The sequence below is a fragment of the Stenotrophomonas sp. YJH_SMC_6 genome, from assembly GCF_059371335.1.
Map to the genome: position 1 here is coordinate 33,374 of NZ_JCAFUM010000009.1, position 17,537 is coordinate 50,910.

Genomic DNA, 17,537 nt, shown 5'->3' on the forward strand with positions numbered 1-17,537 from the left:
CGGCCAGCGGCCGGCACTACCCTCGCCCTCCTGCGGACAGCACCGCCTTGCGTGATCCCATCTTCAGGCGGATAGGCGATAATCGCGCCATGAACGTTCATGTCTCCCCCGATTCGCTGGTGATCGCCGGCAAGACCTATGGCTCGCGGCTGCTGACCGGCACCGGCAAGTTCAAGGATCTGGAAGAAACCCGCCTGGCCACCGAGGCCGCGGGCGCCCAGATCGTCACCGTGGCGATCCGCCGCACCAACATCGGGCAGAACCCGGGCGAGCCGAACCTGCTCGACGTGCTGCCGCCGGAGCGCTACACCATCCTGCCCAACACCGCCGGCTGCTACACCGCCGAAGATGCCGTGCGCACCTGTCGCCTGGCCCGTGAGCTGCTGGACGGCCACAACCTGACCAAGCTGGAAGTGCTGGGCGACCAGAAGTCGCTGTACCCGGACGTGGTGCAGACCCTCAAGGCCGCCGAACAGCTGGTCAAGGACGGTTTCGAGGTGATGGTCTACACCTCCGATGACCCGATCCTGGCCAAGCGCCTGGAAGAGATCGGCTGCGCCGCGGTGATGCCGCTGGCCGCGCCGATCGGTTCGGGCCTGGGCATCCAGAACAAGTACAACCTGCTGCAGATCATCGAAGACGCCAAGGTGCCGATCATCGTCGACGCCGGCGTGGGCACCGCCTCCGACGCGGCGATTGCGATGGAGCTGGGCTGCGACGGCGTGCTGATGAACACCGCCATTGCCGGTGCACGCCACCCGGTGCTGATGGCCAGCGCCATGCGCAAGGCAGTCGAGGCCGGCCGCGAAGCCTTCCTGGCCGGGCGCATTCCGCGCAAGCGCTATGCCAGCGCGTCCTCGCCGGTGGATGGGTTGATCGGCTGATGACCAATCCTTTCGACAGCGCCGGTTCCAAGGCCCCGCCCAAGCCCTTCACCGTCAGCGAGGGCCGCCGCGAGGTGCGCAGCTTCGTGTTGCGTCAGGGCCGTTTCACTCCCGCCCAGCAGCGCGCGTTCGACGAACGCTGGCCGCGCTTCGGCATCGACTACAACGGCCAGCCGCGTGACCTGGACGCCACCTTCGGCCGCCCGGCGCGCAAGGTGCTGGAAATCGGCTTCGGCAACGGTGCCGCGCTGCGCTTCGCCGCCCAGCACGACCCGTCGCGCGATTACATCGGCATCGAGGTGCACGCCCCGGGCGTGGGCCGCCTGCTGAACGCGCTGGCCGAGGACAACGCCGACCACGTGCGCCTGTACCACCACGATGCCGTGGAGGTGCTGCAGAACGAGATCGCCGACGGCGCGCTGGATGAAGTGCGCATCTACTTCCCGGACCCGTGGCACAAGAAGCGCCACAACAAGCGCCGCCTGCTGCAGCCGGCGTTCGCCGACCTGCTGGTGCGCAAGCTGCGCCCGGGTGGCCGCCTGCACTGCGCGACCGACTGGGAAGACTACGCTGAGCAGATGTGGGACGTGCTCGATGCCACTGCCGGCCTGGTCAACCGTGCCGGCCCGCGTGGCAGCGTGCCGCGCCCGGACTGGCGCCCGCAGACCCACTTCGAGACCCGCGGCCAGAAGCTCGGCCACGGCGTCTGGGACCTGTTGTACGACCGCACCTGATCAACGCCTGAGGACGCCGCGCCCCACATGGATACCGCGCTGACGCTGACCAACGACATGAAGCTCGTGCTCGGGCTGGTCGGCTTCACGATGGCGATGTTCCTGTTCGAGCGCATCCGCGCCGATGTGGTCGCGCTGGTGGTACTGGTGGTGCTCGGTGTCACCGGCCTGATCGCGCCGGAGGAGATCTTCGGCGGCTTCTCCGGTAACGCGGTGATGAGCATCATCGCCACCACCATCCTCGGTGCGGGCCTGGACCGCACCGGGGCACTGAACCGGCTGGCCGCGTGGCTGCTGCGGCGCGGCCATGGCGTCGAGCAGCGGCTGCTGATGATGACCACGGCCATTGCCGGCCTGAACTCCTCTTTCATGCAGAACCCGTCGGTGATGGCGCTGTACCTGCCGGTCGCCTCGCGACTGGCAGCGCGCACGGGCCTGACCCTGCAGCGCCTGCTGCTGCCGATCTCGGCGGCGATCGTGATGGGCGGCGCGCTGACTATGGTCGGCAACTCGCCGCTGATCCTGCTGAACGACCTGCTGGCCTCGGCCAACAACAACCTGCCCTCGGGCCTGGCCACCATCGAGCCGCTGCGCATGTTCGCGCCGCTGCCGATCGGCGTGGCGCTGCTGATCGCCTCGCTGCTGTATTTCCGCTACTACGGCGACCGCAAGCTGATCGAGGAAGAGAACCTGGCCAACGACGGGGTCACCCCGGCGCGCACCGAAAGCTACTTCGCCAAGACCTATGGCATTGAAGGCGATGTGTTCGAGCTGGTGGTCAGTGCCGAAAGCCCGCTGGTCGGCATGACCCTGGGCGAGGCCGAGAACCTGCACGATGCCCCGCTGCTGCTGGCCCTGAAAACCGGCAACGACACCCGCCTGGCGCCGCCGGCGGAAATGCGCATCTGGGTCGGCAGCGTGCTCGGTGCGATGGGCCCGCGCGAGCAGATCAACGACTTCGCGCAGAACCAGTTCCTGCGCATGTCTTCGCGCCTGAAGCACCTGGGCGACCTGTTCAACCCGAGCCGTGCCGGTATTTCCGAGGCGGTGGTGCCGCCGACCTCGAACGTGATCGGCAAGAGCGCCGCGGACCTGCGTCTGCGCAAGGAGCGTGGTATCAGCCTGCTGGCGATCAACCGCGACAAGCAGGTGATCCGCGAGGACGTGCGCGATGTGCAGCTGCGCGCCGGCGACATGCTGGTCTTCCACAGCATCTGGACCGACCTGGCGCAGGCCGCGCGCAGCCGCGACTTCGTGGTGGTCACCGACTATCCCACCGGTGAGCAGCGCCCGCACAAGTTCAAGATCGCCATGACGATCTTCGCGCTGACCATCCTGATCGCGCTGACCAGCAAGCTGCCGGTGGCGCTGACGCTGATGACCGGCGTGGCCGGCATGCTGCTGACCGGCGTGCTGCGCATGGACGAGGCGTATGCCTCGATCAACTGGAAAACGGTGTTCATGATGGCCGGGCTGATTCCGCTCGGTTGGGCGATGGATTCCAGCGGCGCGGCGGCGTGGGTAGCCGGGCATACGATCGACAAGCTGCCTACCGGCATCCCGGTGTGGGTGCTGGAGGTGGCGCTGGCGCTGTTGACCACGGCGTTTTCGCTGGTGATCAGCCATGTGGGCGCGACCATCGTGATGGTGCCCATTGCGGTGAACCTGGCGCTGGCGGCGGGTGGCAACCCGACCGCGTTCGCGCTGATCGTGGCGCTGTCGGCGTCCAACAACCTGATGACGGCCTCCAACCCGGTGATCTCGATGATCACCGGCCCGGCCAACTACACCCCGCGCGAGATGTGGCGGGTCGGCGGCCCGCTGTCCCTGATCTACACCTGCGTGGTGGTGCTGATGATCAACCTGATGTTCTGAGAGTTGGGTTTGTTGGCAGGGCTGCGCCCTGCACCCCGGTAGTGCCGGCCGCTGGCCGGCAACATCAACGGCAAAAGCGTGCATTCCGTGGGATGGCGGTGCACTGTGGGTTTGCGGGGACGCCGTAAACCCATCCATGGGGGCTTGGTCGCGGCATCCATGCCGCTCACACCCCGCAAACCCACAGTGCCCCGCCTTCGACGGTTTCACGAGGCTGGTGGTGGGTGCCGACCGTTGGTCGGCACGGATCTCGCTCTGGTAGCTGTCGACCTTGGTCGACACCGTAGATCCACGCCATGCGTGGATGAATCTCTGGATACCCATTGATGTGGATACCCATTGATCCTGTGGGTGCGAACCTTGGTTCGCACACCGGTTACATCAGGCCAGGTAAATCTGCCCGTCGCGCACGTCCACCGGTACGGCGCGCAGTCTGTCGCCCTTGCACGGGCCGGCAATGCAGTCGCCGCTGTCCAACGTGAACGAGGCGCCATGCGCGGCGCACACCAGGTGGCCCTCGCGGCTCTTCAGGAACTGGCCCGGGGCCCAGTCCAGGCGGCGGCCGGCGTGCGGGCAGATGTTCAGGAACGCGCGCACCTGCGCACCGTCGCGGTACAGCACCAGCGATTCGGCATCGCCATCAACCACCGCTTCGACCTCGGCAAACGCGCCATCGGCAATGGCATCAAGGGCGATCAGGGCGGCAGGGGCAGTCATGGCGAAGGCTCGGACAGTAAACCCGCATTGTCGCACGCCCACTCAGGTGACTGGCTGCGACATGAACACAAGTCATTGATCCGTAATAAGCACAGGCTATATTTAACGAGTTTTTCACTCAATGACAGTGGCGCGTCCCGATACTCTGGTTTCGCTGATCCCAGCCTATCGAGTCGCCATGTTCAATCGCGCATCCGCCTTCAACCAGTTCCGCACCCTGTTCGCGCCGCGCAAGCCGCGCCACCCGCTGGTGCGCGTTGCCGTGGGCCTGCTTGGCCTGGCGATCCTGGCCGCGATGGTGTTCATCGGCGTGTTCGTCGGTGCGGCGATGATCCTGGTGGGCCTGGCGTGGAAGCTGCTGGCCTCGCGCAAGCCGGGTGTTGCCCGTCCGGTCGACCCGACCGTGGTCGAAGGCGAGTACCGCGTGGTACGCAAGCCGGTGTTGCCGGCCTCGCGCTGATCCACCTCCTGCGCGCCCGCTGACGGCGGGCGCCATGCGTTCTAGACTGCGGGCACGCCCTTCCTGGATGCCCGCATGTCCGATGTCTCCGATGTGATCCCTGCCGTAGCCCTGCCGCGTGTACCGGTGGTGGGCGGTGGCAGTTTCCCCGTGCACCGCATCTACTGCGTCGGCCGCAACTTCGCCGACCACGCCCGCGAAATGGGCGCGGCGGTGCCGGCGGCCGATGACCGTGGCCGCCCGATGTTCTTCAGCAAGCCGGCCGATGCGATCGTGGTCGGCCATGACGACGCCATCCCCTACCCGCCGGCGACCGCCAACCTGCACCACGAAGTGGAGCTGGTGGTGGCGATCGGCCGTGATGCGCCCGCAGGCGAACTGGCCGTGGCCGATGCCGAAGCACTGGTCTACGGCTACGCCGTCGGCCTGGACCTGACCCGCCGCGACCTGCAGGCTGCGGCCAAGGACAAGGGCCACCCGTGGGATGCGGCCAAGGGCTTCGATGCCTCCGCGCCGATCAGCGAAATCGTCCACGCCGAAGAGGTCGGCGATCTGGCCGCGCTCAACCTGTCGCTGGAGGTCAACGGCGAGGTGCGCCAGCAGGCGCTGCTGGACCAGATGATCTGGAACGTGCCGGAGATCCTGCACGAGCTGTCCAAGCTGTGGCAGCTGCGTGCCGGCGACCTGGTGTTCATGGGCACCCCGTCAGGCGTGGCTGCACTGAAGCCCGGCGACCGCTTCAGCGCGCGCCTGGAAAATGTGGCCGAGCGCCACGGCGTGATCGCCGGCTGACATCAGCTGCGCTACCCTGCGCGCTGTCCACTTCCCCACCGGAGAAAAACAACAATGGGAATGCTCACCGAGTTCAAGGAATTCGCGATGCGCGGCAACGTCATCGACCTCGCCGTCGGCGTGGTGATCGGCGCGGCCTTCGGCAAGATCGTGACGGCGCTGGTCGAGAAGATCATCATGCCGCCGCTGGGCCTGCTGATCGGCAAGGTGGATTTCTCGCAGCTGGCGTGGACGCTGTCACCGGCCCGCATCGGGCCGGACGGCAAGGAGATTCCGGCCGTGGTGATCGGCTATGGTGACTTCATCAATACGCTGATCCAGTTCGTGATCGTGGCCTTCGCCATCTTCATCGTGGTCAAGGCGATCAACCGCCTGTCGCGCAAGCAGGAGGCTGCACCGGCCGCACCGGCCGAGGAAGTGGTGCTGCTGCGCGAGATCCGCGACAGCCTGAAGAAATAAGGCGGCAGAACGGTAGTGCCGGCCGCTGGCCGGCAAGGCCAGCACATACGGAAGCCGGCCAGCGGCCGGCACTACCGCGACTGCGCGAAAGCCCCGCTCCGGCAGGGCTTTCGCTTTGCCGGACATGGCGGAAAACAGCGTTCGCGCCAGCCATGACCTCCCGCCCATGCGCCGGGCTGAACGACTGTTAAGCTCCAAGGCTTGGTCCCTTCCCGGAGTTGTCCATGCGTCGCCGCGTCCTTGCCATCGCATCCTCCCTCGCCCTGCTGGCCGCCCCGGCCTTCGCGGCGCCGCATACCACCACCCTGCCCCCGGCGTCGCTGGCGACCGCCGCACAGCTGCGTGACCAGGCGCTGGCCGATGACACCGGCTGGAAGGTGGTCGAATCGCTCACCACCGAAATCGGCCCGCGCATCGCCGGCAGCGAGGCCGACGCCCGCGCCGTGGCCTGGGCCGAAGCCAAGTTCAAGGCACTGGGCTTCGACAAGGTGTGGAAGGAACCGGTGACCTTCCCGAAATGGGAGCGGCGCAGTGAACACGCTGCCGTGACCGGCAGGAACCCGCAGCCGCTGCAGATCACTGCGCTGGGCGGCAGCCCGGGCGGCACGGTGGAAGCGGAGGTGGTGCGCTTCGCCGATCTGGCCGCCCTGCAGGCGGCACCGGCCGGTTCGCTGAAGGGCAAGATCGCCTTCGTCGATTACCAGATGCTGCCGTTCCGCGATGGCCGCGACTACGGCCGCGGCGGTGCAATCCGCAGCAAGGGACCGTCAGAAGCGATCCGCAAGGGCGCGGTGGGCTTCCTGATGCGCTCGGCCGGTACCGACTCCCACCGCGTGCCGCACACCGGCATCACCCGTTTCGATGATGGCCTGACCCCGGTGCCGTCGGCGGCACTGTCGGTGCCCGATGCCGACCAGCTGGCGCGCCTGCTGGCCCGTGGCAGCACCACGGTGAAGGTGGCGCTGGACTGCGGCTGGGATGGTACGGCGACCTCGTACAACGTGATCGGCGAGATCACCGGCCGCAGCCTGCCGAAGGAAGTGGTGGTGATCGGTGGCCACCTGGATTCTTGGGACCTGGGCACCGGCGCTGTCGATGACGGCGCGGGCGTGGGCATCACCATGGCCGCGGGTCACCTGATCGGCCTGCTGAAGCAGGCACCGAAGCGCACCATCCGCGTGATCGCCTTCGCCAACGAAGAACAGGGCCTGTACGGCGGCAAGGCCTACGCCGAGGCGCATGCAAAGGACGTGGCCCTGCACCAGCTGGCCGCCGAGAGCGATTTCGGTGCCGGCCGCATCTATGCCTTCAACACCGGTTCGCCGAATCCGGAAGGCTCGCGCGAGGCGACCCGGCAGATTGCCGAGGTGATGAAGCCGCTGGGCATCGAGTACCAGGCCGACAAGGGTGGCCCGGGCCCGGACGTCGGCCCGTTGGCCGCCAAGGGCGGCGCGTGGGCGTGGCTGGCGCAGGATGGTTCGGACTACTTCCACCTGCACCACACCGCCGACGACACGCTGGACAAGATCGACCCGAAGGCGCTGGCACAGAACGTGGCCGCCTATGCGGTATTCGCGTACCTGGCCGCGGAAGCCGATGGCAGTTTCGGCAGCGAAGCCAAGGCGACCACGCCGCCGAACGAGTGATGCGGTAGCGCCGGGCCATGCCCGGCGAGCGCAGCGGCAGGAGCGGTGCGAACCAAGGTTCGCACCCACCAAGGCGGGTCCTGAATCAGGAACCCGGCAGGGTCAGAGCCCTCGCCTTCGGCGAGGGATCCGACCCCGATCATGCGAGCCCGGATACGGGATCACCCGCGTCGACTGGCCCACTGCGCCAGCAGCACGGCCGTGGCCGAGGCCACGTTCAGGCTCTCCACCGCGCCACTGCCGGGAATCGAGACCCGCATGTCGCATTCGCTGGCCAGGCCGCGGTCCATGCCCTCGCCTTCAGCGCCCATCACGTACACAAGGCGCGACGGCAGCGACGCGCGGAACACGTCATCACCGCCCTCGACCAGGGTTGCGGCCAGGCCGAAACCGGCACTGCGCAGCTGCGCCATCGCCTGAGCAGTCTCCGGCAGCTGCACCAGCGGCACCGACTCCGCCCCGCCTTCGGCCACGCGTGCGGCAGCACCGGACAGCGCCAGCGTGCTGCCGGCCGGCAGCAGCAGCGCCTTGACGCCGAAATGCGCGGCCGAGCGCAGGATCGCGCCGAAGTTGTGCGGGTTGCCGACACCATCCAGCCACAACGCCAGCACCGGGCCCTGCTCCAGATCGGCCAGCCACTGCGCCAGCGGCACGACCGGCGCACGCAGCACGTCGGCTACCAGGCCTTCGTGATGGGTCGTGGCAGCCAGCTTGTTGAGATCGCCTTCCTCCACCACGCGATAGCCCACGCGGTTGGCCACGCACCACTTCAGCACCGGCTGCATGCGCGGAATCAGCGCGTCCACCAGGTACAGCTTGCGCAGCGCCTGCGGGCGATTGGCGAACAGGGCCTGTACGGCGTTCCAGCCATACAGGCGCAGTTCGTCGTTGCCGCGCCGCGGCGGTGGCGGGGTGCCGCCCTCACGCGGTGGCAGCGGAGTGGCCCGCGGCGGTCGCGACGACGGGCGGCGGGCATTCTTCCAGGGATCATTCACTACGGGACAACTCCAGCTTGCGTTGACGCCAGAAATCGGCGTTCTTGATGCCCAGGGCATCGGGGTCGAAGATTGGATCGAGGCCGAGCTTCTTCTGTCGTTCGTAATCACGCAGGGCGAGCATGGCCGGCTTCTGGATGATGAGGATGGCAATGATGTTCAGCCAGGCCATCAGGCCGACGCCGATGTCACCCAGCGCCCAGGCCAGGGTCGCATTATGGAACGCGCCGAACACCACCATGCCGATGATGCCCAGGCGCAGCACCAGCACGGTCAGCGGGCGCTTCCTGTTGTGGTTCACATAGCTGAGGTTGGTCTCGGCCATGTAGTAGTACGCCATGATGGTGGTGAAGGCGAAGAAGAAGATGGCGATGGACACGAACGCCGAACCCCAGCCCGGCAGCACGGCTTCCACACCGGCCTGGGCATAGCCCGCGCCTTCCGGAATGCCGGCCAGGCCCTGGAAGATCGGCGCGGCGCCGGCACCTGCGGGCGAGTACACGTTGTAGGTGCCGCTGGCCAGGATCAGGAAGGCGGTGGCGGTGCACACCATCATGGTGTCGAAGTAGATGGCGAAGGCCTGCACGTAGCCCTGCTTGGCCGGGTGCGAGACTTCCGAGGCGGCCGCTGCATGCGGGCCCGAACCCTGGCCGGCTTCGTTGGCGTAGATGCCGCGCTTGATGCCCCACTCCACTGCCAGGCCCATCATCGCGCCGAACGCGGCGTGGGTGCCGAAGGCGCTGCTGAAGATGATGTTGAACATCTCCGGCACGCGGTCGTAGTTGATGATCATGATGATGATGGCCATCAGGATGAAGCCGGCGGCCATGAACGGCACCACCACTTCGGCGAAGTTGGCGATGCGCTTGACGCCGCCGAAGATCACCACGCCCAGCAGCAGCGCGACCACGATGCCGATGCCCAGCTTCAGCGCCTGCACCGATTCCATGCCGAAGGCCTGGCCATCGAGCGGCCCGCACAGCGCGGTGCCGCGGCAGGCGTTGATGATGCTGTCGGCGATCGCGTTGGCCTGCACGCCCGGCATCAGGAAGCCGGCGGCGATGATCGTGGCGATGGCGAAGGCCAGCGCGTACCACTTCAGGCCCATGGCCTTTTCGATGTAGTAGGCCGGGCCACCGCGGTAGCGGCCTTCGGCGTCCTTGGTCTTGTAGATCTGCGCCAGGGTGCATTCCACGTACGAGGTGGACGCGCCGAGGAAGCCCATCACCCACATCCAGAAGATCGCACCGGGGCCGCCGAAGGCGATGGCGGTGGCCACGCCGGCGATGTTGCCGATGCCCATGCGGCCGGCCATCGACATGGCCAGGGCCTGGAACGAGGACACGCCGGCGTCGGATTTCTCACCCTTGACGGTGAGGCGGCACATCTCGACGAAACCACGGATCTGCATGAAGCGCGTGCGCAGGCTGAAGAACAGGCCGGCGGCCAGGCACATGAAGATCAGCGCCTTGCTCCAGATGATGCTGTTGATGAAATGTACGGTAGCTTCCACGCGCGCTCTCTCCAGTCGGCGGGTTGTAAGGACGTCCCGTCGGCTGGAGGGGACCGGTCGATTCTCCCTGATCGAAGGCCGCTGCGGTAGCGCCGGATCAATGGGGGCTGCGGGATGGGTGGGTGGGATGGCTGCGCTGACGCCATGATGCCCGGTAGAGTCGACTGTTGGTCCACTGCCGTTGGCCCCGGTCGCAGAAGAGCCCGCGCTGCGCGCGATAGTCGACTGACAGTCGACTCTACCCCTCCCCTTCCCCGGCTGCTCAGGGCAGCTGGGTGCGTACCCGGGCAAAGCGGCGCAGGTCGTGCAGGACGCCGCGCTTGTAGACCGCACAGCGCTCCATGCCCTCTTCCTGGAAGCCGTTCTTCTCCAGTACACGGGCCGAGCCGAGGTTGAAGTCGACCACGGTAGCCTGCAGCCTGAACAGGCGCAGTTCGTCCATCACCCACGGTGCGAACAGGCCGACCACGCGGGTCATCACGCCCTGCCCCCAGTAGGCCTGGCCCAGCCAGTAACCCAGTTCGGCGGTATGCCCACGCTCGGCCACGCCCTGCTGGGCACCGACGCTGCCGCAGGCCTGGCCGTCGATCTCGATGGCCAGGTTCAGGGTTCCAGGGGCCAGCACGCGGCCGGCGAGGAAGGCCTCGCCATCCTCGCGCGTGTACGGGTACGGAAAGCGATCACGCAGGCCGCGCGACACCTCGGCGTCGTTGGCATGCCGCAGCAGGGATCCCAGGTCTTCCGGGCGCCAGGGGCGCAGTCGGAAACCCTCTCCCTGTAGTGGCGGGGTCAGAGCCCTTTCCGTTCCGGAAAGGGATCCGCCCCCTGGTTCGACCCCGTCGGCGTGCCGGTCAGGCATGCCCGCCCACCGAGGGCGATTCGGCTTCCTGCTTCTCCAGCTCTCGCTTCACCGCTTCCGGCGAGCGGGTGTACGGGGCCAGCCGCGCGTAGAACGCCGGCACCACGAACAGCGACAGGAAGGTCGAGAGGGTTACGCCGAAGATGATCACGATGCCGATCGTGCCACGGCTGGCCGAACCGGGGCCACCGGCCACCACCAGCGGGATGGCGCCGACCACGGTGGCGATCGAGGTCATCAGGATCGGGCGCAGGCGCACCATCGCCGATTCGATGATCGCCTCCCGCACGGTTCTTCCGTCGTCGCGCAGCTGGTTGGCGAATTCGACGATGAGGATGCCGTTCTTCGCTGCCAGGCCGACCAGCATGACGATGCCGATCTGGCTGAACAGGTTCACCGTGCCGCCGCTCACCCACAATCCGACCAAGGCACCGAGCACGCCCAGCGGCACGGTCAGCATGATGGTGAGCGGGTGGATGAAGCTCTCGAACTGCGCGGCCAGCACCAGGTAAACCACCAGCAGGGCCATCGCGAAGGTCAGCAGCACCGCGCCACCCGCACTCTGGTACTCGCGCGATTCGCCCTTCCAGTTCACCTGCGCGTACTGCGGCAGTTCCTCGCGGGCCACGTTCTGCGCCCAGGCGATGGCCTCGCCCAGCGGATAGCCCGGTGCCAGGCCGGCGGTGATGGTGATCGAGCGCAGGCGGTTGAAGCGGTTCAGCGTGCCCGCCTCGGCCACTTCACTGAGCGTGACCAGGTTGGACAGCGGCACCAGTTCGCCGGAGGTGGCGCGCACGCGGATCGCGGCCAGGTCGGCCGGGCTGGCACGGCCATCGCGACCGGCCTGCACCAGCACGTCGTACTCCTCGCCGTTGTCGACAAAGGTGGTGACGCGGCGCGAGCCCATCATGGTTTCCAGCGCCGAACCGATCGCGGTGACCGGCACGCCGAGATCCGCCGCACGCTGGCGGTCGATGTTCACCCGCATCTGCGGCCGGGTTTCCTTGTAGTCCGAATCCGGGCCGACCAGGCCGGGATTGTCGGCCATGCGCAGCAGGATGCGGTCACGCCACTGCGCGATCTCGGCGTATTCCGGGCCGCCCAGCACGATCTGGAATGGCTGGCCGCCACTGCGCACCAGCCCGCCGCCCACCTGCGTACGCACGCGCACGCCGCGGATGGTGTCCAGTTCCTTCTGCAGTGCGTTGGCCACGTCCGGCGTGGCCTCGCTGCGCTGGCGCCACGGCTGCAGGAAGATGCTGACGCGGCCGGTGTGCATTTCCTCGCTGGCACCGAAGCCGCCGGGCACGCGGGGGTTGGCACGCACGATCGGCTTGTCCGGGCCGACGTGAGGGGCCAGCAGCGCTTCCACCTGCTGTACCTGCTGCACGGTGTAGTCGTAGCCGGCGCCTTCCGGGCCGTCGATCATGATCTGGAACGAACCGCGGTCTTCGGCCGGCGCCAGCTCCGACGGCAGCAGTTTCAGCAGGCCCCAGCTGGCGGCCAGCGCGGCCACCATCACCAGCAGGTAGATCCAGGTGCGGTCCACGTGATGGTCGAGCACGCGACCATAGCCGGAGGCCAGGCGCTCCAGGTTGCGGTTGACGAAGCCATGCAGGCCGCGCGGTGCCTGCCCGGTGTGCGGCTTGAGCAGTTTGGAGGCCATCATCGGCGTCAGCGTCAGCGCCACGAACGCGGACAACGCAACCGCTGCCGCCAGCGCCACCGCCAGTTCGCGGAACAGGCGGCCGGTATTGCCTTCCAGGAAACCGACCGGCAGGAACACCGCCACCAGCACGGCGGTGGTGGCGATCACCGCGAAGGCGACCTGCGTGGTACCGCGCTTGGAGGCCACCAGCGGGGGCTCGCCCAGGTCGATGCGGCGCTGCACGTTTTCCACCACCACGATCGCATCGTCCACCACCAGGCCGATGCACAGCACCAGGGCCAGCAGGGTCAGCAGGTTGATCGAGAAATCGAACGCATACAGCGCGATGAACGCCGCGACCAGGCAGACCGGCACGGTCACGGCCGGAATCAGCGCAGCGCGGAAACTGCCAAGGAACAGCCAGATCACCGCCAGCACCAGGATCATCGCTTCCACCAGCGTGGCGTAGACGCGATCCACCGCCGCTTCGATGAAGGTGGTGTTGTCGAAGGCGACGAAGATCTGCGTGCCCTTGGGCAGGGTCAGCGCCACCCGCTCGGCTTCAGCGCGCGCGGTACGCGCCACGTCCAGCGAGTTGGCAGTGGAGGTCTTGACGATGCCCAGGCCGATGCCCGGCTCGCCGTTGCTGCGGTAGTACGCGCGACGCTCGGCCGAAGCCAGTTCGATCTTCGCCACGTCGCCCATGCGCACCACGTAACCGTCGCGGCCCTTGCCCAGCGGGATGGTCGCAAAGTCTTCCGGCTTGATGTAGTTGCGCTCCACGCGCAGGGTGAAGTCACGGTCGGTCGACTCGATGCGGCCGGCCGGCAATTCCACGTTCTCGTTGCGCAGTGCGGTTTCCACATCGCCAGTGGTCAGCCCGCGCGCGGCCAGCTGGTCACGGTCCAGCCAGATGCGCATCGCATAGCGCTGGCGACCACCGATGCGGACCTGGGCCACGCCATCGAGGCTGGAGAAACGATCGACCACGTAGCGGTCGGCGTAGTCGCTCAGCTCCAGCGTGTCCATGGTCGAGGAGACCATGTTGAACCAGATGATCGGGTCGGCATCGCTCTCGACCTTGGCGATTTCCGGCGGACGCGCTTCTTCGGGCATGCGGTCGGCGACGCGGCTGACCGCATCGCGCACGTCATTGGCCGCCGCTTCGATATCGCGGTTGGAGGTGAACTCGATGCTGACCTGCGAGCGGCCGTTGGTGCTGCGCGCATTGATCGTATCGATGCCTTCGATGCCGGCCAGCGCATCTTCCAGCACCTGGGTGATGCGGCTTTCGATGACCGCCGCCGAGGCGCCGGTGTAGTCCACCGACACCGACACGATCGGCGGATCGATGGCGGGCAGTTCGCGCAGGGTCAGGCGGGTGAAGGACATCACGCCCAGCACCAGCAGCAACAGGCTCATCACCACGGCGAACACCGGCCGCTGGATGGAGATGTCGGACAGCTTCATCCGCCGTGGCCCTCGGCCGCGACCGGCGCCGGTGCATCCGCCGGCTTGGCACCGCTGGCCGGCGCCGCATCCTTGGCCGCGACCTTCAGGCCCGGGCGCAGCTTGCCGGTGCCATCGACCACGATGCGCTGGCCGGCTTCCAGGCCCTGCTTGATCTCAACCACGCCGGCACGGCGCGCACCGGTCACCACGTCCACGCGCTCGACGCTGTCGTCGCTCTTGATGCGGTACACGAACGTGTCGCGGCCCACCTGCACCACGGCAATTTCCGGCACCACCAGCGCCGGGCGCTCGGGGCGGAACAGGCGCACGTCCAGCAGCATGCCCGGGCGCAGCGCGTGGTCGCTGTTGGCGAAATCGCCGCGCACGGTCACCGCACGGGTCGCCGGGTCGATGCGTGCGTCGATGGTGCTGACCACGCCCTCGAAGGTGCGGCCCGGCCACGCCACGCTGGTGGCGCTGACCTTGTCACCGACGCCCAGTGCGGCCAGTTCCACTTCCGGCACCTGGAAATCGATGTGCATGTGCTCGATGTCGTCGAGCGTAGCGATGACCGTGGTCGGGGTCACCAGCGAGCCTGGGCTGACCTGGCGGATGCCGAGCACGCCGGCGAACGGTGCGCGCACACGGCGATCACCGATGTCGGCCTGCATCTGCATCACGCGCGCCTCGGCGGCATCACGGATCGACTTCTGCGTATCCAGCGTGGCGCTGGACACCAACCGCTGGGAGGCCAGCTCGCGCTGGCGCTTGTACAACTGGTCGGCCTCGTGGAAGGTGGCCTGCGCCTGAACCAGCGCCGCTTCCTGGGCCTGCCCGCGCAGCGTCACGATCGGTGCGCCGGCGGCGATGTGCTGGCCGCTTTCGAAATGCACCTTCTCGACGATTTCGCTGACCTTGGCGGTGACGCTGATCGACTCGCGCGCCTTGGCCGTGCCCAGCGCCTGCAGGGTGTCGTTCCACTGCGTGGGCTGCACCACCTGCGCCGTGACCGGCACTGCTTCGCCCTGCCGACGCGCGGCGGCCTCCTGTTTGCCTGCGCACCCGGCCAACACGGCCAGGCTGAGGCCAAGGGCCAGGGTCGAAGCGATACGAGCCAACATGAATGGTCCTGATTGATCCACGGCCGCCGAGTGTAGGCAAGGCCCCGCAAAAGCGGTATGTGCCAAGCGTTTACCATCGTGGAACCGAAGCCGTGATAGCGCCTTGAACCCGTTCCGTGCAAGGCTGCCCTTGGCGGTGTCGGCGTGTGTCGGGTTGTATCCAGCCGTGCACCACGGGCGTTGCCATCGTAGAGTCGAAGCTGCCCGACAGAGGGCGTCGGGCGGGGACGGATCCTGGCGGGGATCCGGCCCCGGTTTTTTTTCACCCGGCGGATCAGTACCGGTAGTTCACCTTCATCCACAGGCTGCGCCCGGGCTCGTTGATGCGCACCGGGTCGGCCGGGAAGCCGAAGTCGGCACTGCCGGCCAGGTTCAGGTGCTCGCTGTAGGCGCGGTCGAACAGGTTGTCGACGCCCGCGCTGAGCTGCAGCTGCGAACTGAAACGGTACGCGGCGTTGAGCGCGAACGTGGCGAAACCTGCACTCGGCCCGAGGTCCTGTGCGACCACGTTGCCCTGGCCCTCGGCCACGCGGTGCTGGTGGGTCACCGCACGCAGCAGTGCCCCGGCACTCCAGCGCTGGCCTTCCCAGTTCGCGCTCAGGCGTGCTTCCAGTGGTGGCATCTGCGGCAGCGGACGCTGCTGGTCGCGGTTCTCGCCCCAGGCATAGGCCAGCGTGCCGCCCAGCTTCCACTGCCCGGCCAGGCTCACTTCCAGGCCCGCCTCGGCACCGGCGATGCGCGCGTCGACATTGCGGGCCTGGCTCATGCCCATCATGCCGCTGCCGTGGTACGTGAACAGGATGTAGTCCTGGATCTGCCCGGCGTACGCCGAAACCCACGTCTGCACGCGCGGTCCCTTGTACTGCAGGCCGACGTCGAGCTGGGTGGTGCGTTCGGGCTGCACGCCGGTGAACGCGTTCACTGCGCCGGCCGGGCCATGGTTGGGCGAGAACAGCTCCCAGTAGTCGGGCATGCGTTCACTGTGGCCGAGCCCGGCGTACCAGGTCAGGCCGTCGGCCAGGTCCTGCTCGTAACGCAGGAATCCACTGCCGAGCCATTCCTTGCGACGCTGGCCCGCAGTCGGATTGGGCCTGTTCCCCATCATTCCGCGGATCGATTGCCGCTCATCGCGGACGCTGGCGCGGTCGATGCGCAGGCCACTGATCCAGCGCTGGTCGGTGCCGGCGCCCAGGGTCAGTTCGCTGAACACGCCATAGCGACGGAAGTTGGCATCAGTCTCCCACGCCGCCTGCCGGTAGGTATCGCGGCCCATGCCCATGCGGCCGCGGTGGCGGCTGTCTTCGCCATCCACACCCGCCACCAGCTGCACATCCTGCCAACGCCACTCGGAACTGACCCGGCCGCCCTGGGTACGGCGGTCCACGTTAGACGCCATCGGCATCGGCATCATGCTGTTGGGATTCGGCGTGCGCAGCGTGTAGTTGTCCATCACGTGGTCGGCTTCGTTGTAGTACACGTTGGCCTGCAACGTGTCCCACGCACCGGGCAGGTTTCGTTTTTCGAAGCGCGCGGCATAGCTGGTGCGTTCGAACGCGGCACCGTCCATGCCGCGCCCGGCGTAACGCGCGATGGCATCGCCGGCACCGGCGGAAATCTCCAGCAGCGTGTCGGCATCCGGCGTCCAGCCGATGGCCACGTCACCGTTCCACTTGCGCCACTTCGACGGCACCACGTCACCGTGGCCGTCCTTGTAGTCATCGGCTTCGGAGCGGTTGCCGCTGGCACGCACGTAGCCGGTCGGGTTGCCCAGGGTCAGGTCCAGCACCTGGTCATTGCGGTTGCGCGAACCGACCAGCGCACTGGCATCGGCACGCAGGCCGGGTTCATCGAAGCGCGGCGTGTCGCGCTCGAAGCGCACGGTACCGGCCGAGGCACCTGCGCCCCAGCGCACGCTCTGCGGGCCCTTGATGATGGTCAACCGGTCGAAGCTCTCCGGCGCGATGTAGGAGAGCGGATTGTCCATGCGCGACGGGCAGGCACCGATCAGGTTGCCGTCGTTGCTGAGGATGTTCAGGCGCGAACCGAACATGCCGCGCAGCACCGGGTCGCCGTTGGTGCCGCCATTGCGGATGGCAGAGAAGCCGGGAACGGTTTTCAGGTAATCGGCACCATCACTGGCCGGCACCGGCTGCCGCGGCAGGCGCGGATCGGTCACCCAGTGCAGCGGCGAGGACGGTGCGGCGGCGGTGACCACCATCGTGTCGAGGGTGCGCGCCTCTTCGGCGGGCGCAGCGTAGGCCAGTGACGTGGCCACGGCCAGGCCAAGGGCAACCGGCAGGCGCGCGCAGGCGCCCGCGGGGCGGGAAGTCATTTTCATCGGAACAGCTCCAAGGTACGCACGCGCGCACGGCGCCCGGTCAG

Annotated in this window: 14 protein-coding genes; 7 read left to right on the forward strand and 7 right to left on the reverse strand. The window is 67.6% G+C overall.

The genetic code is table 11. From position 1 onward, the window contains the following. Positions 1 to 89 precede the first annotated feature (89 nt). Genes AC5P9N_RS11630 through AC5P9N_RS11640 form a run of 3 tightly spaced genes read left to right on the forward strand, consistent with a single transcriptional unit; the run spans position 90 to position 3,493 of the window. Positions 90 to 884 carry a thiazole synthase gene (locus AC5P9N_RS11630; protein WP_005410813.1) on the forward strand — a complete coding sequence of 265 codons (795 nt, stop codon included), beginning with the start codon at positions 90 to 92 and terminating at the stop codon, positions 882 to 884. Next, a complete protein-coding gene (gene trmB, locus AC5P9N_RS11635; RefSeq protein ID WP_099485282.1) occupies positions 884 to 1,618 on the forward strand; it encodes a tRNA (guanosine(46)-N7)-methyltransferase TrmB in 735 nt (244 codons plus the stop codon). Before AC5P9N_RS11630 ends, trmB begins: the two co-directional genes overlap by 1 nt. Positions 1,619 to 1,645: 27 nt before the next feature. After that, positions 1,646 to 3,493 carry an SLC13 family permease gene (locus tag AC5P9N_RS11640; RefSeq protein ID WP_060380528.1) on the forward strand — a complete coding sequence of 616 codons (1,848 nt, stop codon included), beginning with the start codon at positions 1,646 to 1,648 and terminating at the stop codon, positions 3,491 to 3,493. Between the two features lie 381 nt (positions 3,494 to 3,874). On the opposite strand, the gene AC5P9N_RS11645 is transcribed toward AC5P9N_RS11640, so the two are convergent. Continuing rightward, on the reverse strand, positions 3,875 to 4,210 hold the full coding sequence (locus AC5P9N_RS11645; protein ID WP_060380529.1) for a Rieske (2Fe-2S) protein: 336 nt from the start codon (positions 4,208 to 4,210) through the stop codon (positions 3,875 to 3,877). A gap of 178 nt (positions 4,211 to 4,388) precedes the next feature. Between AC5P9N_RS11645 and AC5P9N_RS11650 the strand changes: the two genes are divergently transcribed. The 4 genes from AC5P9N_RS11650 to AC5P9N_RS11665 all read left to right on the forward strand — a co-directional run bounded on the left by AC5P9N_RS11650 (position 4,389) and on the right by AC5P9N_RS11665 (position 7,567). Next, on the forward strand, positions 4,389 to 4,670 hold the full coding sequence (locus AC5P9N_RS11650; protein WP_005410817.1) for a hypothetical protein: 282 nt from the start codon (positions 4,389 to 4,391) through the stop codon (positions 4,668 to 4,670). Between the two features lie 75 nt (positions 4,671 to 4,745). Beyond that, entirely contained in the window at positions 4,746 to 5,462 is a 717-nt protein-coding gene (locus AC5P9N_RS11655) for a fumarylacetoacetate hydrolase family protein (RefSeq protein WP_012481114.1), read from the forward strand. 54 nt (positions 5,463 to 5,516) lie between these two features. Further along, positions 5,517 to 5,921, forward strand: a complete 405-nt coding sequence (gene mscL / locus AC5P9N_RS11660) for a large-conductance mechanosensitive channel protein MscL (protein ID WP_005410819.1) — start codon at positions 5,517 to 5,519, stop codon at positions 5,919 to 5,921. 224 nt (positions 5,922 to 6,145) lie between these two features. Beyond that, positions 6,146 to 7,567, forward strand: coding sequence for a M28 family peptidase (locus tag AC5P9N_RS11665; protein WP_099485283.1), 1,422 nt, complete (start codon positions 6,146 to 6,148; stop codon positions 7,565 to 7,567). A 161-nt stretch (positions 7,568 to 7,728) separates the two neighbouring features. On the opposite strand, the gene AC5P9N_RS11670 is transcribed toward AC5P9N_RS11665, so the two are convergent. From AC5P9N_RS11670 to AC5P9N_RS11695, 6 genes are all read right to left on the reverse strand, one after another. Next, positions 7,729 to 8,562 (reverse strand): TrmH family RNA methyltransferase, encoded by an 834-nt coding sequence (locus tag AC5P9N_RS11670; RefSeq protein WP_099485284.1) that lies wholly within the window; start codon positions 8,560 to 8,562, stop codon positions 7,729 to 7,731. Then, entirely contained in the window at positions 8,555 to 10,075 is a 1,521-nt protein-coding gene (locus AC5P9N_RS11675) for an alanine/glycine:cation symporter family protein (protein ID WP_099485285.1), read from the reverse strand. Before AC5P9N_RS11675 ends, AC5P9N_RS11670 begins: the two co-directional genes overlap by 8 nt. Before the next feature lie 262 nt (positions 10,076 to 10,337). Further along, positions 10,338 to 10,934, reverse strand: coding sequence for a GNAT family N-acetyltransferase (locus AC5P9N_RS11680; protein WP_099484802.1), 597 nt, complete (start codon positions 10,932 to 10,934; stop codon positions 10,338 to 10,340). After that, positions 10,927 to 14,052 (reverse strand): efflux RND transporter permease subunit, encoded by a 3,126-nt coding sequence (locus AC5P9N_RS11685; protein WP_049448776.1) that lies wholly within the window; start codon positions 14,050 to 14,052, stop codon positions 10,927 to 10,929. Before AC5P9N_RS11685 ends, AC5P9N_RS11680 begins: the two co-directional genes overlap by 8 nt. Further along, positions 14,049 to 15,155, reverse strand: coding sequence for an efflux RND transporter periplasmic adaptor subunit (locus tag AC5P9N_RS11690; protein WP_060380122.1), 1,107 nt, complete (start codon positions 15,153 to 15,155; stop codon positions 14,049 to 14,051). Before AC5P9N_RS11690 ends, AC5P9N_RS11685 begins: the two co-directional genes overlap by 4 nt. 274 nt (positions 15,156 to 15,429) lie before the next feature. Then, on the reverse strand, positions 15,430 to 17,493 hold the full coding sequence (locus AC5P9N_RS11695) for a TonB-dependent copper receptor (RefSeq protein ID WP_099498234.1): 2,064 nt from the start codon (positions 17,491 to 17,493) through the stop codon (positions 15,430 to 15,432). Between the last annotated feature and the right edge of the window lie 44 nt (positions 17,494 to 17,537).

Bases quoted from the DNA above. Each gene is read 5' to 3' on its own strand.
- AC5P9N_RS11650 (WP_005410817.1), top strand. From the start codon at position 4,389: ATGTTCAATCGCGCATCCGCCTTCAACCAGTTCCGCACCCTGTTCGCG.
- AC5P9N_RS11645 (WP_060380529.1), bottom strand. From the start codon at position 4,210: ATGACTGCCCCTGCCGCCCTGATCGCCCTTGATGCCATTGCCGATGGC.
- AC5P9N_RS11640 (WP_060380528.1), top strand. From the start codon at position 1,646: ATGGATACCGCGCTGACGCTGACCAACGACATGAAGCTCGTGCTCGGG.
- AC5P9N_RS11680 (WP_099484802.1), bottom strand. From the start codon at position 10,934: ATGCCTGACCGGCACGCCGACGGGGTCGAACCAGGGGGCGGATCCCTT.
- AC5P9N_RS11695 (WP_099498234.1), bottom strand. From the start codon at position 17,493: ATGAAAATGACTTCCCGCCCCGCGGGCGCCTGCGCGCGCCTGCCGGTT.
- mscL (WP_005410819.1), top strand. From the start codon at position 5,517: ATGGGAATGCTCACCGAGTTCAAGGAATTCGCGATGCGCGGCAACGTC.
- AC5P9N_RS11685 (WP_049448776.1), bottom strand. From the start codon at position 14,052: ATGAAGCTGTCCGACATCTCCATCCAGCGGCCGGTGTTCGCCGTGGTG.
- trmB (WP_099485282.1), top strand. From the start codon at position 884: ATGACCAATCCTTTCGACAGCGCCGGTTCCAAGGCCCCGCCCAAGCCC.
- AC5P9N_RS11665 (WP_099485283.1), top strand. From the start codon at position 6,146: ATGCGTCGCCGCGTCCTTGCCATCGCATCCTCCCTCGCCCTGCTGGCC.
- AC5P9N_RS11655 (WP_012481114.1), top strand. From the start codon at position 4,746: ATGTCCGATGTCTCCGATGTGATCCCTGCCGTAGCCCTGCCGCGTGTA.
- AC5P9N_RS11690 (WP_060380122.1), bottom strand. From the start codon at position 15,155: ATGTTGGCTCGTATCGCTTCGACCCTGGCCCTTGGCCTCAGCCTGGCC.
- AC5P9N_RS11630 (WP_005410813.1), top strand. From the start codon at position 90: ATGAACGTTCATGTCTCCCCCGATTCGCTGGTGATCGCCGGCAAGACC.